We start from the raw sequence: 18,740 nt of genomic DNA, 5'->3' as shown, positions 1-18,740 counted from the left end.
AGACCCCCGACCATGAAGCACTTCCTCCTCCTTGCCGGCCTGCTGGCCGGTTCGACGACGGCGTCCGCGCAGGACCTCTCCCGCGGAGCCGACAATTTCTACCGCAGCGAGCGCGTCACCTCGCAGAAGGTGACGTTCCGCAACCAGTACCAGATGAAGGTGGCCGGCGACCTGTTCCTGCCCAAGGACCGCACACCCGGCACGAAGTACCCGGCCATCGTGGTCGGGCACCCGATGGGGGCGGTGAAGGAGCAGAGTTCCAATCTCCATGCGCAGAAACTGGCCGAGCAGGGTTTCGTCACCCTCGCCATCGATCTTTCCTTCTGGGGCGAGAGTGAAGGGACGCCTGGCCACATGGTCGCACCGGAGATCTACGCCGACGACATCAGTGCCGCCGTGGATTTCCTGGCGACCCAGTCGATCGTCGATGGCAGCCGCATCGGCGCGCTCGGCATCTGCGGCAGCGGCAGCTTCGTGATCAGCGCGGCGAAGATCGACCCGCGCATCAAGGCCATCGCCACCGTCAGCATGTACGACATGGGGGCAGCCATGCGCAACGGCCTCAATGCCTCGCAGAGCCTGGCCCAACGCCAGGCGATGATCCAGTCCGCCATCGAGCAGCGCCAGGCGGAATTCAATGGTGCCGCACCACGCTATGTGCCGGGCACGGTCACCGAACTCAGCGCGGACACGCCCGAAGTGCAGCGCGAGTTCTTCGATTTCTACCGGACCCCGCGCGGCGCCTACACCCCATCCGGGCAGCAGGCGGACCAGACCACCATGCCGCTGTTCAGCAGCCTGGTGAAGTTCCTCAACTTCCATCCGTTCAACGACATCGAGACCATCGCGCCGCGCCCGATGCTGTTCATCAGTGGCGACCACGCCCATTCGCGCGCGTTCAGTGAAGATGCCTATCGCCGCGCCGGCCAGCCGAAGGAACTGTACTGGGTGAAAGGGGCGGGGCATGTGGATCTCTACGATCGCACCCAGCTGATTCCCTTCAGCCGGCTGGCGGCGTTCTTCCAGAAGGGACTGGCGGCGCCGTGATGACCGACGACCAGAACGCACCGGCGCGCGCACATTGGGGCGGCGTCTTCGCCATGACCCTGTGCGTGTTTGCGCTGATTGCCTCGGAGTTCATGCCGGTCAGCCTGCTTACCCCGCTCGCTGCCGACCTGCAGGTGAGCGAGGGATTGGCGGGCTACGGCATCGCCATCTCCGGTGCGTTTGCCGTGCTCACCAGCCTGTCCATTGCGCGCCTGGCAGGGCGGCTGGACAGGCGAACGGTCCTGTTGCTGCTCACCGCGCTGATGGCGGTGTCCGGCGTGGTCGTGGCCACCGCGCACAGCTACGCGGTGTACATGGCCGGGCGCGCCCTCATCGGCGTGGTCGTCGGCGGCTTCTGGTCACTGTCGGCGGCAACCGCCATGCGCCTGGTGCCACCCTCGCAGGTCCCGCGTGCCCTGGCCATCTTCAACGGCGGCAATGCGCTGGCCACGGTGGTCGCGGCGCCGCTGGGCAGCTATCTCGGAGGGATCATCGGCTGGCGCGGTGCGTTCCTGTGCCTGCTTCCGGTCGCGGCGCTGGCGTTCGCCTGGCAGTGGGCCAGCCTGCCACGCATGCCTGCGCGCGCCACCGCCGCGCCAGGCAACGTGCTGGCCCTGCTGCGACGGCGGCCGGTGCGATGGGGCATGGCTGCCTGCGGTGCCTTCTTCATGGGCCAGTTCGCACTGTTTACCTATGTCCGCCCGTTCCTCGAAAGCGTGACACACGCGGGTGCCACCGCGCTTTCCATGGTGCTGCTGGCGATCGGGGTTTCCGGTTTCATCGGCACCGTACTGGTCGGCCGCGCACTCGCGCACGGGCTGTACCGCACGCTGGTGGGCATCCCGATGCTGATGGCAGCCATTGCCCTGCTGCTGGTGCCGTTCGGCACCCAGCTCTGGCCGGTCGCGGTGCTGCTCTCGGTGTGGGGCCTGCTCGCCACCGCCGCCCCCGTGGGCTGGTGGAGCTGGCTGGCGGACACCTTCAAGGACGACGCCGAGGCCGGCGGCGGCCTGATGGTGGCGGTCGTGCAGTGCTCCATTGCCGTGGGCTCCACCCTGGGCGGCGCACTGTACGACCACGGTGGCCACGGCAGCACCTTCGCGGCCAGCGCAGGCGTACTAGGCGTGGCCGCCGTCCTGGCCTGGCGCACCGCGGCGGGCCAACGCCCGCTGTCACCCCGTGTAATCCGCAGCCAATCCGAACCCACCTGGACACATCAGCCCGAACCCTCCACGCAGGAGCCAACACCATGAACACTTCCTTCCTCATGCTCGCCCTTGGCGCCACCGCGCTGCCTACCGCGACTGCTGCCGCAGCCGACACAGGCCAGCAGACCATCGCCCGCGCTGGCGAGCAGGCATCGCAGCCCGGGCCGGAGGCGTACTTCACCGGGCGCGTGCGGATCGACCCGGTCTGGCCGGCCGAGGGCGGCATTCCAGCCTCCGGCGGCCTGGTCACCTTCGAACCGGGCGCGCGCTCGGCCTGGCACTCCCATCCGGCCGGTCAGCGCCTGCTGGTCACCAGTGGGGTGGGGCTGGTGCAGGAATGGGGCAAGCCAGTCCAGGTCATCCGCCCGGGCGACGTGGTCTGGTGCCCACCGGGCGTAAAGCACTGGCACGGCGCCGCCCCCGAGACCGCCATGACCCACCTTGCCGTGACCGGGACGATCGATGGCCGCAACGTGGAGTGGATGGAGAAGGTGGACGATGCGCAGTACCACGCCCGCTAGAACGAGGTCGTGGCTGCTGCTGGCCACACTCATCCTGGCGGGACTGCCCGCCACGAACGCACGGGAAACCTTGCCCATGAATACTTCACCCCGTAACGAAATGCCGGCCCTCGCGTCGCTGAGCCAACGGCAGCAGGCGCTGGTTCCGATTGCGGCGTTCGCGGCCTCAGGCAACCTCGAGCGCCTGAAGCCGGCGCTGGAAGCAGGACTGGATGCGGGCCTCAGCATCAGCGACGTGCGCGAGGTCCTGCTGCAGCTCTACGCCTATGCCGGCTTTCCGCGCAGCCTCAACGCGCTGGGCCAGTTGATGGATGTCGTGCAGGCGCGCGCGGCGCGGGGCCTGCATGACGACCCCGGGCGCCAACCCAGCACGCCTGCTCCGCAGGGCGAGGCTCTGTTGAAAGTCGGCACGGACAACCAGACGGTGCTGGCTGGCGCCCCGGTGGCGGGTCCACTGTTTGATTTCGCACCCGTGGCCAACACGTACCTGCGCACCCATCTTTTCGGTGACATCTTCGCGCGCGACAACCTGGATTGGCAGAGCCGCGAACTGGCCACGCTCAGCATGTTGTCCATGATCGAGGGGGCGGATGCACAGGTAATCGCCCACATCGGGATGAGCATGAACATCGGCGTAGGGAAGGACGCGCTGGCCGAGCTGGCCGATACCCTGGAGACCTGCGTGGATGCCGTTCCGGCGCAGCGGGTCCGAAAGGCACTGCAGCGGAAAGCGCAGCCATAACCCCAACGTCGCAGGCCGTGAGACCGCCCTCCGTATCCTCTGGGCCATGCTTACGCCCTCCGCACATCAAGACGTCAATCGCGCACGCATCGTCTCCGGCTGGGTGCAGACCGGTGAGCGCTGGGCGCTGTGGTGGAACGCACGCGAAATCGCCGCGGTCGCCCCGGACGGGCGGCCGGGCGTTCGTCTCTGGATGAAGGGGCAGAAGATGTGGCAGACCAAGGATGTGCGTGCTGCCAGCATCCGCCAGGGCAAACGCTTTGCCGAGCGCTGGTGCGCAGCACGTCTCTACCCGGAACTGCGGCTGCGCGATGCCGTGGCACGGCTGGTCAGTGCAACACCGCCTCCCCAGGCAGCGCCACCACCGCCGCCGCTGCCGCCCCTCGAGCGACAGCAGGTGCGGCGGCTGGCCGACGCGGGCGGCCGCGATATTGCACGCATCAAGGAAGCGCTGGATGCGCGCCGCCAGCCGCAGGTGCACTGAGCGAGCGCAGCAGCGCGGAACCCATGGCTGACCACGGGTTCCGCCAGCAGCCATTACTTCGGCATCAGCACACTGTCCACCACATGCACCACGCCGTTGGACTGCATCACATCGGCAGTCGTCACCGACGCCTTGCCGCCCTTGGCATCGATCACCCAGACCTTGCCGTCCTGCAGCTTCACCGTCAGCGGCTCACCCTGCACGGTCTTCAGGGTACTGGTGCCACCATGGCTGCGGGCGGCCGCCGTCAGCTGGGTGGAGGTGTAGGTGCCTGATACCACGTGGTACGTCAGCAGCTTGCTCAGTTTGGCCTTGTTTTCAGGCTTCAGCAGGGTGTCCACCGTACCGGCGGGCAGTTTCTCGAAGGCCTGGTTGGTGGGCGCGAATACCGTGAACGGGCCCTTGCCGCTCAACGTGTCCACCAGGCCGGCGGCCTTTACCGCAGCCACCAGGGTGCTGAGGTCCTTGGCCGTCGAGGCATTTTCCACGATGGTCTTGTTGGCATACATCGGCACGCCGCCCACCATCGGGTTATCGGCGGCAAACGCTGCGGGTGCGGCACAAGCAACCGCGATGCCCGCGGCAATGGCAAGACGCTGGATCTGGCTACGCATGTTCGTGTCCTCGCTGGACGAGACCCTTCGGCCTCTTCATGAATGCAGGAATGCCTGCGGATAACGCGCCCATGGGAACCTTGCCAGCGCGTTGTGCCTATCTCTACGAGTGATGCAGGGCGCTTGGATGCGGCCGATTGCAACCGTCTTTTGAATGGTTCAACGACGTTGACGAGGCGTGACGAAGGGCAGGCGCCGTAGACCCGGCACGCGCCAGAAAAACGGCACTATTTGGCCCGCGCGCGGGCTTTGCTACCCTTCGTCCGGGGCGCGACCACGCGCGTCCCGGACGCCAAGAGGACGCTTCGGCAGATGCCCAACAGAGCAGCACGGAAATGGCAGGGCCTGCCGAAATTCCAGGAGGCACCACGCCGCAGGAAAATCGGCACCATCCTGTCACTGGCAGGCATTTCCTCGATCCTGCTGGGCCTGGGCTGGACGGCATGCTACCTGTACGTCGACCGTGCCGAGCTGGCCGCGCCTTTCCTCGGGGTGATGGCGGTGGGCGTGCTGGCCGTTGTCCGCAGCCGCCGCGCCGATGGCACGTCCCTGTTGATCGTTGCCCATGGCGTTTTCCTCTCGGTGGTGGGCGTGGCCATCATCGACGCTCCCATCGCCTGGGTACCGCGTTCGGGGCACCTGTTCCTGCTGCCGCTGGCCGCCGGTGCCGCCTTTACCTTCGATGCGCGCGAACGCTACGGATCCCTGGTCTTCCCGCTGGTCTGCCTGGCCACGTTCGCCGCGTTTGCCATCGGCGCGCTGGATTTCCTCGCGCCCGGCACGTCGCCGCCCATCGAAGTACGCGTGTGGGGCGCGCGTTCCAATACGGTCATCTCGATGATCCTGCTGGCCGCGATCTTTGCGATCTACCGCAAGGACATCGGCAACCGCCTGCGGCTTGAGCGCGAGCTCGGCCGTGCGGTGCGCAATGGTGAGATCGAAGTGCACTACCAGCCGCAGGTACACGGCAGTGGCGTGGTCACCGGGGTGGAAGCGCTGGCGCGCTGGCGGCGACCCTCCGGCGATCTGCTGCCGCCGGGCGCGTTCATCGCGCAGGCGGAGGAGAGTGGCGCCATCCGGGACATCGGCCTGGAAGTCCTGCGGCAGGCCTGCGAAACACTCAAGCAATGGTCCAGCACAGCGCATGCTCGCCACCTGCGCGTGGCGGTCAACATCAGCCCGGTGCAGGTGCTCGACGAGGCGTTCGTGCCCTCGGTGGCTGCAGTCATCGCCCAGGCCGAGGTCGATCCGGCGCTGATCGAATTGGAACTGACCGAATCCGCGCTGTCGCACGATGCTGGCATCGTGATCGAGAAGATGAAGGCGCTCGAGTCCCTGGGGCTGACATGGGCGCTGGATGATTTCGGCACCGGCTACTCTTCGCTGGCCACCCTGCGCACGCTGCCGGTGCGCAAGCTGAAGATCGACCGGCAGTTTGTCGTCGAAGCCGTGAGCCAGGAGAACGCGCAGCACCTGCTCGGCAAGATCCTGGAAATTTCGCAGGTGATGGGCATGAGCGCCCTGGCCGAGGGCGTGGAAACAACCGCGCAGTGGGAGCTGCTGGTGGGCCTGGGCTGCGATCACTTCCAGGGCTATCTGTTCGCCCCGCCGATGCCGAAAGACGCCCTGGAGCAGTGGCTCGCCGCCCGGGTAGCGTCGAGCTTGCTCGACTGATCATCTGTAGCGTCGAGCTTGCTCGACTGATCAGCGGGTAGAGCCGAGCCCGTGCTCGGCTGTATTTGGCGGAGAGCAGCCGAGCGTTGGCTCGGCGCTACACCTGCGCGCTGGACGACTTCGGCACCCGCTTTTTCCGGGCCCAGCCGCCGCATGCCGCAAGGTGGGCCGCCACGGTGGCTGCTTTCGCACGCCCGCCAGACTGACCATACTGGTGCCCATGAACCCGTTTCGCCGCATCCAGGCCGCTCTGGCCGGCCACCTGCGCAGCGAGGCCTGGCGTCGCCGCGCCGCGCTGTGGATCGGCGCAGTGGCCGTCGCGCTGGTCGCCATCCTGTTCGCCAAGGCCAGCGACGCAGCGTTCGGCCTGTTCCAGCGCGCCATCAACCACTCGCCGTGGTGGGCGCTGCTGCTCACGCCGGGTATCTTCGCCTTGCTCGCCTGGCTGACCAGCGGCGCCCTGCGCCCGACCCGGGGCAGCGGCATTCCCCAGGTCATCGCCGCGCTGGAAAAGCCCGATGAAACCTTCCGCCAGGTCAATCTCTCGCCCGGGGTTTCTGCCGGCAAACTCCTGTTGACTTCGCTCTCGCTGCTCGGTGGCGCATCAGTCGGCCGCGAGGGCCCCACCGTCCACGTCGGCGCCAGCCTGATGTATCTGTTCGGGCGCTGGTTCGGCTTCAAGGATCCCAAAGAGCTGTCGCACTTCCTGCTGGCAGGCGGTGCAGCCGGTATCGCGGCGGCGTTCAACACGCCCCTGGCCGGCATCGTGTTCGCCATTGAGGAGTTGAGCGGGCGCTTCGAGCATCGGTTCTCGGGCACGCTGTTGACCGCGGTCATCGTGGGCGGCGTAGTCTCGCTGGGCCTGCTCGGCAACTACACCTACTTCGGCCACGTGACCGCGCGCATGCCGCTCGGCCAGGCCTGGCTGGCCATCCTGATGTGCGGGGTGGTCGCCGGCCTGCTGGGCGGGGTATTCGCACGCATGGTGCTGGCCAGTGTTGCCGGCCGGCCGCGCTGGTTGGGCACGCTGCGGCAACGGCACCCGGTGCTGCTCGCCGCAGGGTGCGGCCTGGTGGTGGTCGGCCTGGCCGCCGCATTCGGGGATGGGGCGTACGGCACCGGTTATGAGCAGGCACGCAGCCTGGTGCAGGGCCACGCCCAGGTGGGGCACGAGTTCGGCTTGATGAAACTGCTCGCCAACCTGGCCTCGTACATTGCAGGCATTCCCGGCGGCCTGTTCTCGCCGGCACTGGCCGTGGGCGCTGGCATCGGCCACAACCTTGCCGCATTGATGCCCGCCGTCGACCCGCGCGCCTTCGTGCTGCTGGGCATGTGCGCCTACCTCACCGGCGTGACCCAGGCGCCGCTGACATCGGCAGTCATCTCGCTTGAGCTGACCGACAGCGGCGACCTGCTGCTGCCCATCCTGGCGACGGTGTTGATCGCCCGCGCGGTGTCCGGGCTGGTCTGCCCGGTGCCGATCTATCGCGGCCTGGCCGAGCAGCTGCTTGTGAAGTGAAGCCCCGCTGCCGGATCTGCGTCGGCGTTCTTTCCGGCTGATGCTCGGTAGTGCCGGCCGCTGGCCGGCAGACCATCAACACACGTTCGGCCAGAAGCACGCGATTGCGCGGTTTGTTCAATCCCACCCCGGGGCGGAACGCGAAACTACAGCGCTGCTCAAACCGATTGCTCTGATGAACGAGCCAGACCGCACTCCCATCCACCCAACGACCGCCTGCCGCCGCTGCATCATCGGCGGCGAACGGGAAGGGCGCTCCGCGCCGCCGCAGCATCATCAGCAGCCAGATACGATCACCTTCGCATCGTTGTCTTCGTTGGCTGCGGTGTTGAGCGATGAGAACCGTCGCCTCCTGCACACGCTGCACCAGCGCGAGCCGCAATCCCTGACCGAACTTGCCGGGTTGACCGGACGGAAGGTGCCAAGTCTCTCGCGCACCCTGAAGATGATGGAACGCTACGGCCTGGTGGAATTGAAGCGGCGAGGGGTGGCCGTAGTACCGTCAGCGCTGGCCATCCGGTTCACCGTGGTCCTGGACTGAGGCCTTGGCCCCGCTTCTCAGGTGGCGCTGCCTCGGGCCAGGCGCTCAGGCAACGCGATGTCCGACGCAGGTATGTCAACCACATACCGGGTGCTACGGCCGCCACCTGGCAGGCGACGCATGCAGCCCTTTTCCAGCAGGTCCACCAAGTGGCGGGTAGCTGTGGTCTTGGAAACTTTGGCCGCTGATTGGTATTGAGCCGCACTGATGCCGTGCTCGAAGCCTCGCTCGCCGCCGTCGAGCATGCGGCTGAGCACCTTGACCTGCTCGCCCGTAGCAGCCCCAGCCATGCCGAGCAGCTGGTCCTGGACCTGCTGACGCTCGCGCAGCCGTCCCGCAACTGCTGTTGCGTCCCATGTGAAGGCAGGCCAGCCGGGGCGGTGCCAGATCCAATGAGGTGCAGACCTATGCCCTTTTCTGCACCGAGCCACGAAAGGCGGCTATTCGGCTCATTGAGTGAGCCGAATAGACCAGCTATTCGGCTCATCGGTCCGATGCACCGAGCGCTTTGTGCGCCTTTTACCGGCTACGCGTCTGGTCGCTCCAACAATCGGCGAAGGAGAACCACCCCACCGGCAGGCGTGCCGGCATCATCAAGCGCGTGATCCACGCGTCCCCAGCGAGCGACGAACAACCGGTCCAGCACGGTATTGGGCTGCATGAGGCAGCTCATGTCCCACGCGGGAAATCGACGCGCATCGATCACGGCGTCGCCCAGCATGTGCAACCGATCATGGTCGGAACTGGCGCGGATGCGCCCGATCGCCCCCTCGATGCCGTCCGCTGGCCCCTCGACGTACTGCAGGAAGCGTGCCCCATCGAACAGCATGGCACCGGTCACGCCCGCCATCCGGTTGAAGCGCTGGGCGCCCTCCACGATGCGCTCGAGGCGTAGCGCATCAATTCCCTGCACGGCAACACTTCGGTAGGCGACAGCACGCAGCATGGAGGGGTCCGGTCATGGGTTGCAGACAAGGTACTCCTTCCAGCCGTGGTCCGCTTGACCATTTCCGCCCAGTGGATTTCCCGACTTTCACCCGTCTTCACGCGGGGATCAGGGGCGCAGCACGCCATGTTCCCCGGCAAAGCAGGATGCTGCACCAAACGCCACGGCTGGAAACCATATGTGCGAGCGAGAGGAACACCACAGCTGCGGTGCCGCCGGCGAAACCGGCCGCTTTCGACTGGACCAGGTTGAATGCCTGGACGTCGCTCGACCGGACGGGCCGAGCATCGTCAAGGTGCACGCGCACTGCCACACCTGCGACAGCGACTTCGTCGCGCGCGAGCCGGTAGGACTGACAGCGATTTCCGGCGGCGCCGTATTGAGCTGCACCCATTGCAGCAATCGCCAGGCGATCGGCCAAGGAGTCTTTGACAGCCTGCCAAGCTCCGGCCGCCGCAATTCTGTGTGATGCCGCCGCCACGCGGCTTCTACAGCACGAAAGGGATGCTCTGCGCTCCCCGGTTGCAAGCCCGCAGCCGGCATACAGAGCCTCCCCCATGCGCGACCAGGTCAAATCCTCCCGCTACGCCACCCCGTCCCGCATCCGCGAAGGCCGCCCGTTCCCGCAGGGCGCCTCATTCGATGGGCAAGGTACGAACTTCGCGCTCTTCAGTGCACACGCCACCAAGGTTGAACTCTGCCTGTTCGACGAGGACGGCAACGAGCAGCGCATCGAGTTGCCCGAGTACACCAACGAGATCTGGCATGGCTACCTGCCCGATGTGAAGCCCGGTCAGCGCTACGGCTACCGGGTGCATGGCCCCTATGCGCCAGCGGAAGGGCACCGCTTCAACCACAACAAGCTGCTGCTCGACCCTTACGCACGTGAAATCGATGGTGACTTGACCTGGGCCGATGAACTTTACGGCTACACCATCGGCCACCCCGATGGCGATCTCAGTTTTGATGAACGCGACAGCGCACCGTTCATGCCCAAAGCCGTGGTGGTGGAAGATACCTATGACTGGGAAGGCGATGAGCGCCTGCTCACGCCCTGGAACCGCACCGTCGTATACGAAACCCACGTGCGCGGCTTTACCCAGCGCCACCCCGAGGTCAGCGACGACGTGCGCGGAACCTGTGCCGGCCTTGCCCAGCCTGCCGTGCTGGACTATATCCGCGGCCTCGGCGTCACCGCAGTAGAGCTGCTCCCGGTCCATGCCTATCTGGATGACAACTATCTGCTGGACAAGGGCCTGCGCAATTACTGGGGCTACAACACGCTGGCGTTCTTTGCGCCCAAGCGCCGCTACCTGGCCAGCGGGCACCGCGACGAGTTCCGCGACATGGTCAAGGCCATGCACGCGAAAGGGCTCGAGGTCTTCATGGACGTGGTCTACAACCACACCGCCGAAGGCAACGAACTGGGGCCGACGCTGTCGTTCAAGGGCATCGACAACGCCAGCTACTACCGCCTGGCCGAAGACAAGCGGTACTACATCAACGATACCGGCACCGGCAACACCTTCAATCTGAGCAACCTGCAGGCCATCCGCTTCGTCTGCGATTCCCTGCGGTACTGGGTACATGACATGCACGTGGATGGCTTCCGCTTCGATCTGGCCACCATCCTGGGCCGGGAACCGACCGGTTTCGATCAGCGAGGTGGCTTCCTCGATGCGGTTGGCCAGGATCCGGTGCTCAGCCAGGTCAAGCTGATTGCAGAGCCCTGGGACTGTGGCCCCGGCGGCTATCAGGTCGGGCATTTCCCGCCGGGCTGGGCAGAGTGGAACGATAAGTTCCGCGATACCGCGCGCGGCTTCTGGAAAGGCGATGAAGGCAAGCTGGCTGAGTTTGCTACCCGATTGACCGGCTCGGCGGACCTGTTCGACCGACGCGGCCGCCGCCCGTGGGCATCGGTCAACTTCATCACCGCGCACGACGGCTTCACCCTCAACGACCTGGTCAGCTACAACGAGAAGCACAACGACGCCAATGGCGAAGGGAACCAGGACGGCTCCAACAACGATTCGTCCTGCAACCATGGTGCCGAGGGTCCGACCGACGACGCGGGCATCAACGCGCTGCGCGAGCAGCAGATGCGCAATCTGCTGGCTAGCCTGCTGCTTTCGCAGGGCACGCCGATGATGCTGGCCGGTGACGAGCGGGCGCAGACGCAGGGCGGCAACAACAATACTTATTGCCAGGACAACGAAACGGCCTGGATCGACTGGGGACGCGATACCACCGGAGGCAGGCTGGCGCAGTTCGTGCGTGACCTTCTGACGCTGCGCCAGAGCCATCCGATCCTGACCCGCGGCCGCTTCCTCAACGGCCAGTACAACGAGCAGGCCGACGTGCGCGATCTGACCTGGCTCAACCCGGCCGGCCGGGAAATGACCGATGACGATTGGAATGACGCCGGCGCGCGTTCGGTCGGGCTGCTGTTGGAGGGCAGGGCACAGGCATCCGGTGTGCGTGAACATGCGAGCGATGCCAGCCTGCTGATCGTCATCAACGCCTATCATGAGGGCGTCGAGTTTGCGCTGCCGGACGACGAAGGTGCGGCGCTGGACTGGTCGATGCTGCTGACCACCGATGCGGGTCTCACCGGCGAACAGGCCGTGAAGGGCGCTGGCCACTTCCTGGCCCCGCCACGCAGCCTGACTGTTTTCCGGTGCGGGGCAGCGGCTGCAGGCTGAGCAATACAAAGAAGCCCCGCTCATGCGGGGCTTCATCTACTTACGCAATATCCCACTTGTGCGTGGCTGCGGGCTTCTGCTTGTAAATGGTCCCGCCGAAATCAACGTGCAGTTCCATCCAGTCGCCGCCCTTCTGCCGGGCCAGTACTTCGAAGTGCTTGGGGTGACGCTGCGGCTCACCGGCAGGTGTCCACCCCGCCTGCTTCACGGCGTCCAGTGCTGCGGCGGGATCTGCGTCTGCGTGCTTCCCCGCATGATGCGCCTTCCCATGGTGCGGCTTCTTGTGCTCGATCTCCACCCGCGTGCCGCCAGTGCGGGCAATGCTCAGCACCTTGATCTCCGACGGACGTCGTTCACCCTCCAGGCTGACTGCAAGACCCGGCTCGATGGAAAAGGCGTCGGCACCTTTGGGCCCCAGATCGGCCAAATAGGGCTGGCCATCTGCCAGCAGCGTGAAGCGGTGGGCAAACACGTGTTCAACGACGCCGGACAAGGCGATTTTTTCATGGTGCGGCATGTATTTCTCCTGAGAGCGCCCATGCGTGGGCGCAGAGATCAGGTGGGAGCTGCGCGCCGCGCGTGCAATGCAATGCCATGACGGGATTCAGCCCAGGTTGCCCGCCGCAGGGCAGCGCAACGCTCAGCCAACGCCCGTGGGCCCCTCCAGCACCAGCCGCACCTTGCGCAGCAGCTGCTGCCGGTTGAACGGCTTGTTCAGCACCTCGTACTCCGAGCCGCCCGCATCGGTGCGCTCGAGTCCGGCTTCGGCGTAGCCCGTGGTCAGCAGCACCTTCATTCTCGGCAACCGGCGCTTCGCTTCGCGCGCCAGAAGCACGCCATTCATGCCGCCCGGCATGATCAGATCGGTGAACAGCAGATCGAACACCTCGCCCTGTTCCAGCAGCGACAGCGCCGATGCCCCATCGTTGGCAACGCGGGTCTGGTAGCCGCCGGCCTCCAGCAGCATCTGCGCCAGTTCAGCGACGTCATCGCGGTCCTCGACAATCAGGATCCGCTCGCTGCCACCGCGGTCCATGGCCATGTTGGAGGGCGCAACATCCTTGGTCAGCGCATCGGTCGTCGCAGGGAAATACAGGCTGACGGTCGTGCCCACGCCTGGCTCGGAGGCGATGCGCACGGTGCCGCCGGACTGCTTGACGAAGCCATACACCATGGACAGTCCCAGCCCGGTACCTTCACCTTCGTCCTTGGTGGTGAAGAACGGATCCATCACCCGGCGCACGATATCCGGCGACATGCCACTGCCGTTGTCCTGCACTGAAATGCAGACCAGGCGCCCGGAAGGCAGATGGTCGAGGTCACCGGAGGCGGCACCCTTGGAAACCTCCACGTTGCGCGTGGCGAGCAGCACCCGCTGATCGGGACGTCCCTTCAACGCGTCACGCGCATTGATGACCAGGTTGAGGATGGCGACTTCGGCCTGGGTGGTGTCTATCCTGCAGTTCCACAGGCCCGGCGCCAGATCCATCTCCAGTTCCACCTCGGCGCCCACGCGTTGGGCGGCCAGTTCCACCGTGGAGGACACCAGGGAGTTCAGGTTGACCGTGCGGCCTTCCAGCTTCTGCCGCCGCGAGAACGCCAGCAACTGCTGGGTCAGCACCGCCGCCTTGTTGGCCGCCGACTGCGCCTGCGTCGCCGCGCGCCTGACAAAGCTGTCCGGCCCAAGCTCCTGCTCGGAGGTGCCGGTGATCATTTCCAGGTAGCCGGACATCACCTGCAGGAGGTTGTTGAAATCGTGCGCGATGCCGCCGGTCAGCTGGCCAAGCGCTTCCATCTTCTGCGCCTGGCGCAGCGAATCCTCCGCATCGCGTCGCCGCGACACGTCCAGCTGGGAACCGAAGAAGTACACCAACGTGCCGTCATCGTCGAAGACCGGCGACACGAAAAGGGCGTTCCAGAAGGTCGAACCGTCCTTGCGGTAGTTCAGCACCTCGGTGGCCGCCTCGCGGGTCTCGGCAATGGCCTCACGGATCTCGGCAATCGCATCAGGGTCGGTGTCCGGACCCTGCAGGAAGCGGCAGTTGCGGCCAACCAACTCCTCGCGCTCGTAGCCGGTCATTTCCACGAAGGCCCGGTTGGCGAAGATGATGGGGTTATCGGGCTGGTGCGGGTCGGTGATGATCATCGGCATCCGCGTGGTTTCCACCGCGCTAAAGAAGATATCCGACCGTTTGTCACCCACGCCGGCTTGCTGGTGGCTTCTGACAGCGGGTGAGGGGAATCCCTTGAATTGATCGTTCGACACGCCATTCCCTGCTTGGATGCGACGGGTGCCAGCGTAAACACCGGGCTCGTCAAAGCCCGGCACCTTGCCACAACGCGCGTGAAAATGACCGCGTTCAGCCTGAATAATTCAGATTCAGCGTACGCAGGCTCAAGCGATGCCCGCGCCACCGGTGACGCCGAACACTTCACCGGTCAAATAGCTGCCTTCCTGGCTGGCCAGCAGCACGTAGATCGGCGCGATCTCCACCGGCTGGCCCGGGCGCTTCATCGGTACCTGTGTCCCAAACTTGGTCACCGCCTCGGTCGGCTGGCCACCGGAGGACTGCAGCGCGGTCCAGAACGGGCCGGGCGCCACCACGTTGGCGCGGATTCCCTTTTCGACCAGCTGTGCCGACAACGCCTTGGTGTAGGCAACGATGCCCGCCTTGGTGGTGGCGTAATCCAAGAGGATCGCCGAAGGGTCATACGCCTGCACCGACGCAGTGGTGATGACAGACGCGCCTGCCGGCAGATGCGGAACCGCCGCCTGGCAGATCCAATGCATCGCGTACAGGTTGGTCTTCATTGTCTTGTCGAAGTCTTCCGCGCTCAGCTCGGCAATGTTTTCGCGGTATTGCTGGCGGGCCGCATTGACTACCAGGATGTCAAGGCCACCGAAGGCTTTCACGGTGCGCTCCACCATCGTCTTGCACCATTCCGGGTCGGTGATGTCACCCGGCAGCGCCAGGGCCTTGCGGCCTTCGGCCTCGATCAGCGCGAACACTTCTTCGGCATCTGAGGCTTCGGAGGGCAGGTAGGACAGGGCGACATCGGCACCCTCGCGTGCATAGGCAATTGCCGCAGCGCGGCCGATACCACTGTCGGCGCCCGTGATCAGCGCACGGCGTCCGCTCAGCTTGCCCGAGCCCTGGTAGCTGGTTTCACCGTGGTCCGGCACCGGGTCCATGGCTGCCGCCTTGCCCGGCACAGGCTGCGGCTGGGCGGGGAAGGGCGGCTGCGGATACTGGCTGCGCGGGTCCTGCATTTTCAGACGATCATTCATGGTCGATCCTTATCGTGGGGCGGGGGAGAGTGGGCGGCTCAAGGGCAGCCCTGGGTATCTGCAATCGTGGCCATGGCCATCACCTGCGCCAGGTGACTCAAGCCTTGCGGGATATTTCCGAGGTAATCGCCCGTGGCCGGGTCCACCATTTCGCTCAGCACGCCCTGGCAGCGGCCCAGTGCGCCGTTCAGCGCATCCACGCGCGCCCGGGCGTCCTCGACGAGGCCGAGCCGCGCATAGGCTTCGGCCATCCAGTAGGAGCAGGCAATGAAGCAGCCTTCTTCTTCGGGCATGCCCGAATAACGGTAGTGGAAGCCGGACTGGCCCAGTTCGCGGTCGAGGGCGCGCAGGGTGGCCAGCAGGCGGTCCCTGCCGTCGAAGCGGAAGCGCACCGCCAGCGCCACGGACGCGTCCAGCTTGCCGCTGCCGGGGTACATCTCGAACGCCTGCAGGGCGTCGGACCAGCAATGGGTCTCGATCCAGTCACTGATACGGTCGCGTTCGCGCTGCCAGCGGTCGCGGCAGGTCGTCGGCAGCTGCCCCTGGTCGGCCAGCTCGACCGCCCGCGCCAGCGCCTGCCAGCAGCTGATCTTGGACATCGTGTAATGCTCCAGCTCCGGCAGCTCCCAGATGCCCGAGTCCTTTGCGCGCCAGTGGTCCGCACAGAGGTCGGCAATGCGGGAAAGCAGCTCCGCGCTGGCACCATCCAGGATGTTGCCAGCCGCCACAAAACAGAACGCGGTCTCGAAGATGTCGCCATAGATGCCGTGCTGGTGCTGGTCACCGGCCAGGTTGCCCTTCACCACCGGCTGCGTATCGCGGTAGCCGCGCATGGGCAGTTCCTGCACCGGCTCCACCTTTTCGCCATCCAGGGTGAAGACCACCTTCGGCCCATGGCGCCGCAGCTGTCGCAGCAGCCAGGTGAACGCCGCTTTGGATTCCGCTTCCAGACCGGCGGCCAGGAAGGCCTGGATGGTGTACCCGGCGTCGCGGACCCAGGCATAACGGTAATCGAAATTCTTGTCACCGCCGATACGCTCGGGCAGCGACGTGGTGGCGGCCGCTGCGATGGCACCCGAGGGCGAGTACAGCAGCAGCTTCAACGCCAGCGTACTGCGCACGAACGTCGCGCGATCCCAGCCGTCGTAGGACACATTGCGCGCCCAGGCTTTCCATTCACGGTCGGTCAGGTCGATGCGGCCATCCACTTCTTCCACCGACGGCGCAACCAGCGGCTCATCCTCACCCACCACCAGCGCAACGGTCACCCGCTCGCCGGCAGCGACCGTGCATTCACCGCGTGCACCTTCATCGGTCCAGCGCAGCTGCAATGCCGGATGATGGATGGCCACGCCCAGCAACCGCTGCACATGGAAGACCGTGTGTTCGCCAATGGACGAGCAGTAGGGGCTGGCGGACTGCGCACGGGTGCTGGGGCAGATGTGCACAGCAAAACGCACTTCGCCTTCCAGGCCCTCGATGCGCCGCGCCAGCTCGCACCAGGGCAGGCGGCCCGCGTTGCCGCTGTTCAGCGATTCCGTCAGCGACGCACGGCCGGATGCCGTGGTGAAGACCGTCTCCAGCACGTTGCTGTCCGCGCGGTAATGGCGTTCGACGGTGCAGGGCTCGGTAGGCGCGATGCTGAAGTAGCCGCCACTGCTGCCGTCCAGCAGCCGATCAAACAACGGCGGGCTGTCCATGTTGGGTGCACACCACCAATCGATGGAACCATCGCAGCCGGTCAAGGCAACGGAGCGGCCTTCGCCCAGCGCCGAGTATTGTTCAATGGGCAGCGCACCGTCCTTCCTGCGCTCGATGGACACCGGGGCATCGCTCACCGGAGACGCATCGGGGGAAGCAGCTTCGGGCAACGTCGACATCAACGCACCCTCCGGCGAGCATGCAAGGCTGCCGGAACAGCGGTGGGGGTGCACATGATGGATGTCCAGACGTGGGGTGGATTGAACCTAGAGAGGCACATGCGCAGGCAGGGTGAGGCAGTGCTCAACGCCACGTGATCGTTGCACCTCGTTGACGCGTGCTTGCACGCCACGTGGACAGACCGACGCCCATGCTCGCGCCGCTACATCCCGAGGTCACCATGCAACGTCCCGTTCTTTTCCTTCTGCACAGCCTGGGCGCCAGCCATCGGGAATGGAGTGCTGTGCAACGCTCCCTGGGCGACGCGTTCGAATGTGTCGCGCTGGATATTCCCGGCTTCGGCGGCACCACCGCAGACGGCGCGACCGACATCGATGCCCTGGTGGACTGGTTTCAACACGAAGTCGCGACCCGTGCACCCGCGTGCTGGCTTGCCGTCGGCCATAGCATGGGTGGCAAGATCGCCACGCTGCTCGCAGCCCGCGCCCGCGACGGCGCGCAGGGCCTGGCAGGCCTGGCAGGGGTGGTACTGGTCGCGGCATCTCCGCCGTGCCCCGAGCCCATGGACGAGGCACGCCGCGAAAAGATGCTCGGCTGGTTCGCCAACGGCGCACCCGCGCGCGTCCATGCTGAAGCATTCATCGACGCCAATACACATCGGCCCCTGCTGGGTGCGACCCGCGAAGTCGCCATCCTCGATGTGCTGCGCGCCGACCCGGTAGCCTGGCGTGCCTGGCTGCAGCAGGGCAGCCGCGAGCATCGCCAGGAAGAGGCCGCGCATCTGCACATCCCCGCGCTGATACTGGCCGGCGCCGAGGACGGTGACCTGGGCGAAGCGGCACAACGCGTACTGAACGCACCGCACTATCTGCATGCATCCGTCGAGGTCGCGCCGGCCGCCGCGCACCTGATCCCGGTGGAACAGCCCGAATGGCTTGCCCAGCACATCGCCGCGTGGGCCCTCCCGCTGGCCGCAATCGCACTGCCACCGGCATTCATTCAGCTGCTCAACGCCGAACGCGTGGCACCGCGCATGCGCGCCCGCCTGCTGGCGCGGCATGCGAGACCGCTACCGCTGCCGACGTCGGCAATGCCGGCAGGGCACCTGAAACTGCTGGCTGCCCTGGCGACATGCCTCGTACCCGGCGCAGACCACAACGATCTGGCGTTGCGCGTCGCTCACTCGCTTGTGAACCACGAAAGCGATGGCTGGCGCTTTGCCGATCTGCCTGCCGACGCCGAGGCGTGGGCGCAGGCCTTGGATCAACTGGATGCGGCCGCCAACGGATTCGCCACGCTTGCCCCGGCTGAACAGCACGCACTGCTTGATCGGGTGCAACAGCAGAGCGCGCCCACAACAGACAACGCCATGCTGGACCCCGTCCAACTGGCGCACTGGTTTGAGGATGCGAGAGCGCTGTTTGCCAGAACCTGGACGAGTCTTCCCTCGACCTGGGCCGCCATCGGCTATGACGGTTTCGCTGTCGGCGGCAAAGGTGCGCGGAGCCCCGGTTACGAGCACACAGAGGCGGACATGATCGACGCGTGGCAGCTGCCATGCTGAGTCACGCC

The 18,740-nt window shown here is 66.0% G+C and carries 18 protein-coding genes; 10 read left to right on the top strand and 8 right to left on the bottom strand.

Annotated elements, in window-relative coordinates:
- The first annotated feature begins 12 nt into the window (after positions 1–12).
- The 5 genes from AC3WL7_RS02575 to AC3WL7_RS02555 are packed head-to-tail and all read left to right on the top strand — an operon-like array spanning position 13 to position 4,002.
- On the top strand, positions 13–1,047 hold the full coding sequence (locus AC3WL7_RS02575) for an alpha/beta hydrolase (protein ID WP_492749203.1): 1,035 nt from the start codon (positions 13–15) through the stop codon (positions 1,045–1,047).
- Entirely contained in the window at positions 1,047–2,300 is a 1,254-nt protein-coding gene (locus tag AC3WL7_RS02570; RefSeq protein ID WP_492749202.1) for an MFS transporter, read from the top strand. The genes AC3WL7_RS02575 and AC3WL7_RS02570 overlap by 1 nt, the downstream gene beginning before the upstream one ends.
- Positions 2,297–2,776 (top strand): (R)-mandelonitrile lyase, encoded by a 480-nt coding sequence (locus tag AC3WL7_RS02565; protein WP_492749201.1) that lies wholly within the window; start codon positions 2,297–2,299, stop codon positions 2,774–2,776. Before AC3WL7_RS02570 ends, AC3WL7_RS02565 begins: the two co-directional genes overlap by 4 nt.
- On the top strand, positions 2,754–3,518 hold the full coding sequence (locus AC3WL7_RS02560; RefSeq protein WP_492749200.1) for a carboxymuconolactone decarboxylase family protein: 765 nt from the start codon (positions 2,754–2,756) through the stop codon (positions 3,516–3,518). The genes AC3WL7_RS02565 and AC3WL7_RS02560 overlap by 23 nt, the downstream gene beginning before the upstream one ends.
- 46 nt (positions 3,519–3,564) lie before the next feature.
- Complete coding sequence (locus tag AC3WL7_RS02555) at positions 3,565–4,002, top strand: hypothetical protein (RefSeq protein WP_492749199.1); 438 nt, start codon at positions 3,565–3,567, stop codon at positions 4,000–4,002.
- Positions 4,003–4,055: 53 nt separating this feature from the next.
- Here AC3WL7_RS02555 and AC3WL7_RS02550 read toward each other — a convergent pair whose 3' ends face one another.
- Positions 4,056–4,616: a fasciclin domain-containing protein gene (locus AC3WL7_RS02550; protein WP_079221906.1), complete on the bottom strand. Its 561-nt coding sequence runs from the start codon at positions 4,614–4,616 to the stop codon at positions 4,056–4,058.
- Positions 4,617–4,928: 312 nt separating this feature from the next.
- Between AC3WL7_RS02550 and AC3WL7_RS02545 the strand changes: the two genes are divergently transcribed.
- The 3 genes from AC3WL7_RS02545 (at position 4,929) to AC3WL7_RS02535 (ending at position 8,350) form a co-directional block, all read left to right on the top strand.
- On the top strand, positions 4,929–6,290 hold the full coding sequence (locus AC3WL7_RS02545; RefSeq protein ID WP_492749198.1) for a putative bifunctional diguanylate cyclase/phosphodiesterase: 1,362 nt from the start codon (positions 4,929–4,931) through the stop codon (positions 6,288–6,290).
- Positions 6,291–6,510: 220 nt separating this feature from the next.
- On the top strand, positions 6,511–7,809 hold the full coding sequence (locus AC3WL7_RS02540; protein WP_492749197.1) for a chloride channel protein: 1,299 nt from the start codon (positions 6,511–6,513) through the stop codon (positions 7,807–7,809).
- A gap of 175 nt (positions 7,810–7,984) precedes the next feature.
- On the top strand, positions 7,985–8,350 hold the full coding sequence (locus tag AC3WL7_RS02535; protein WP_492749196.1) for an HVO_A0114 family putative DNA-binding protein: 366 nt from the start codon (positions 7,985–7,987) through the stop codon (positions 8,348–8,350).
- Between the two features lie 17 nt (positions 8,351–8,367).
- On the opposite strand, the gene AC3WL7_RS02530 is transcribed toward AC3WL7_RS02535, so the two are convergent.
- The 3 genes from AC3WL7_RS02530 to AC3WL7_RS02520 form a co-directional block, all read right to left on the bottom strand.
- Positions 8,368–8,781: a DUF4172 domain-containing protein gene (locus AC3WL7_RS02530; RefSeq protein WP_492749195.1), complete on the bottom strand. Its 414-nt coding sequence runs from the start codon at positions 8,779–8,781 to the stop codon at positions 8,368–8,370.
- Positions 8,782–8,876: 95 nt separating this feature from the next.
- On the bottom strand, positions 8,877–9,296 hold the full coding sequence (locus tag AC3WL7_RS02525) for a BLUF domain-containing protein (RefSeq protein ID WP_492749194.1): 420 nt from the start codon (positions 9,294–9,296) through the stop codon (positions 8,877–8,879).
- A gap of 97 nt (positions 9,297–9,393) precedes the next feature.
- Positions 9,394–9,717: a hypothetical protein gene (locus AC3WL7_RS02520; RefSeq protein WP_492749193.1), complete on the bottom strand. Its 324-nt coding sequence runs from the start codon at positions 9,715–9,717 to the stop codon at positions 9,394–9,396.
- Between the two features lie 136 nt (positions 9,718–9,853).
- Here AC3WL7_RS02520 and glgX point away from each other — a divergent pair, with 136 nt between their 5' ends.
- Entirely contained in the window at positions 9,854–11,998 is a 2,145-nt protein-coding gene (gene glgX / locus AC3WL7_RS02515) for a glycogen debranching protein GlgX (RefSeq protein ID WP_492749192.1), read from the top strand.
- A gap of 40 nt (positions 11,999–12,038) precedes the next feature.
- Here the strand turns inward: glgX and AC3WL7_RS02510 are convergent, their stop codons facing one another.
- From AC3WL7_RS02510 to AC3WL7_RS02495, 4 genes are all read right to left on the bottom strand, one after another.
- Complete coding sequence (locus tag AC3WL7_RS02510; protein WP_492749191.1) at positions 12,039–12,515, bottom strand: hypothetical protein; 477 nt, start codon at positions 12,513–12,515, stop codon at positions 12,039–12,041.
- A 123-nt stretch (positions 12,516–12,638) separates the two neighbouring features.
- On the bottom strand, positions 12,639–14,264 hold the full coding sequence (locus AC3WL7_RS02505; protein ID WP_200731640.1) for a histidine kinase famiy protein: 1,626 nt from the start codon (positions 14,262–14,264) through the stop codon (positions 12,639–12,641).
- 129 nt (positions 14,265–14,393) lie between these two features.
- A complete protein-coding gene (locus AC3WL7_RS02500) occupies positions 14,394–15,287 on the bottom strand; it encodes an SDR family oxidoreductase (RefSeq protein WP_492749190.1) in 894 nt (297 codons plus the stop codon).
- Positions 15,288–15,325: 38 nt separating this feature from the next.
- Positions 15,326–17,125, bottom strand: a complete 1,800-nt coding sequence (locus tag AC3WL7_RS02495; RefSeq protein ID WP_492749313.1) for a glycoside hydrolase family 15 protein — start codon at positions 17,123–17,125, stop codon at positions 15,326–15,328.
- Between the two features lie 263 nt (positions 17,126–17,388).
- Here AC3WL7_RS02495 and AC3WL7_RS02490 point away from each other — a divergent pair, with 263 nt between their 5' ends.
- A complete protein-coding gene (locus AC3WL7_RS02490) occupies positions 17,389–18,732 on the top strand; it encodes an alpha/beta hydrolase (protein ID WP_492749189.1) in 1,344 nt (447 codons plus the stop codon).
- Positions 18,733–18,740: the final 8 nt, after the last annotated feature.

This window comes from Stenotrophomonas sp. FW305-3-2-15-E-LB1, from assembly GCF_058787375.1.
This window is presented reverse-complemented; position numbering and strand designations above follow the sequence as displayed.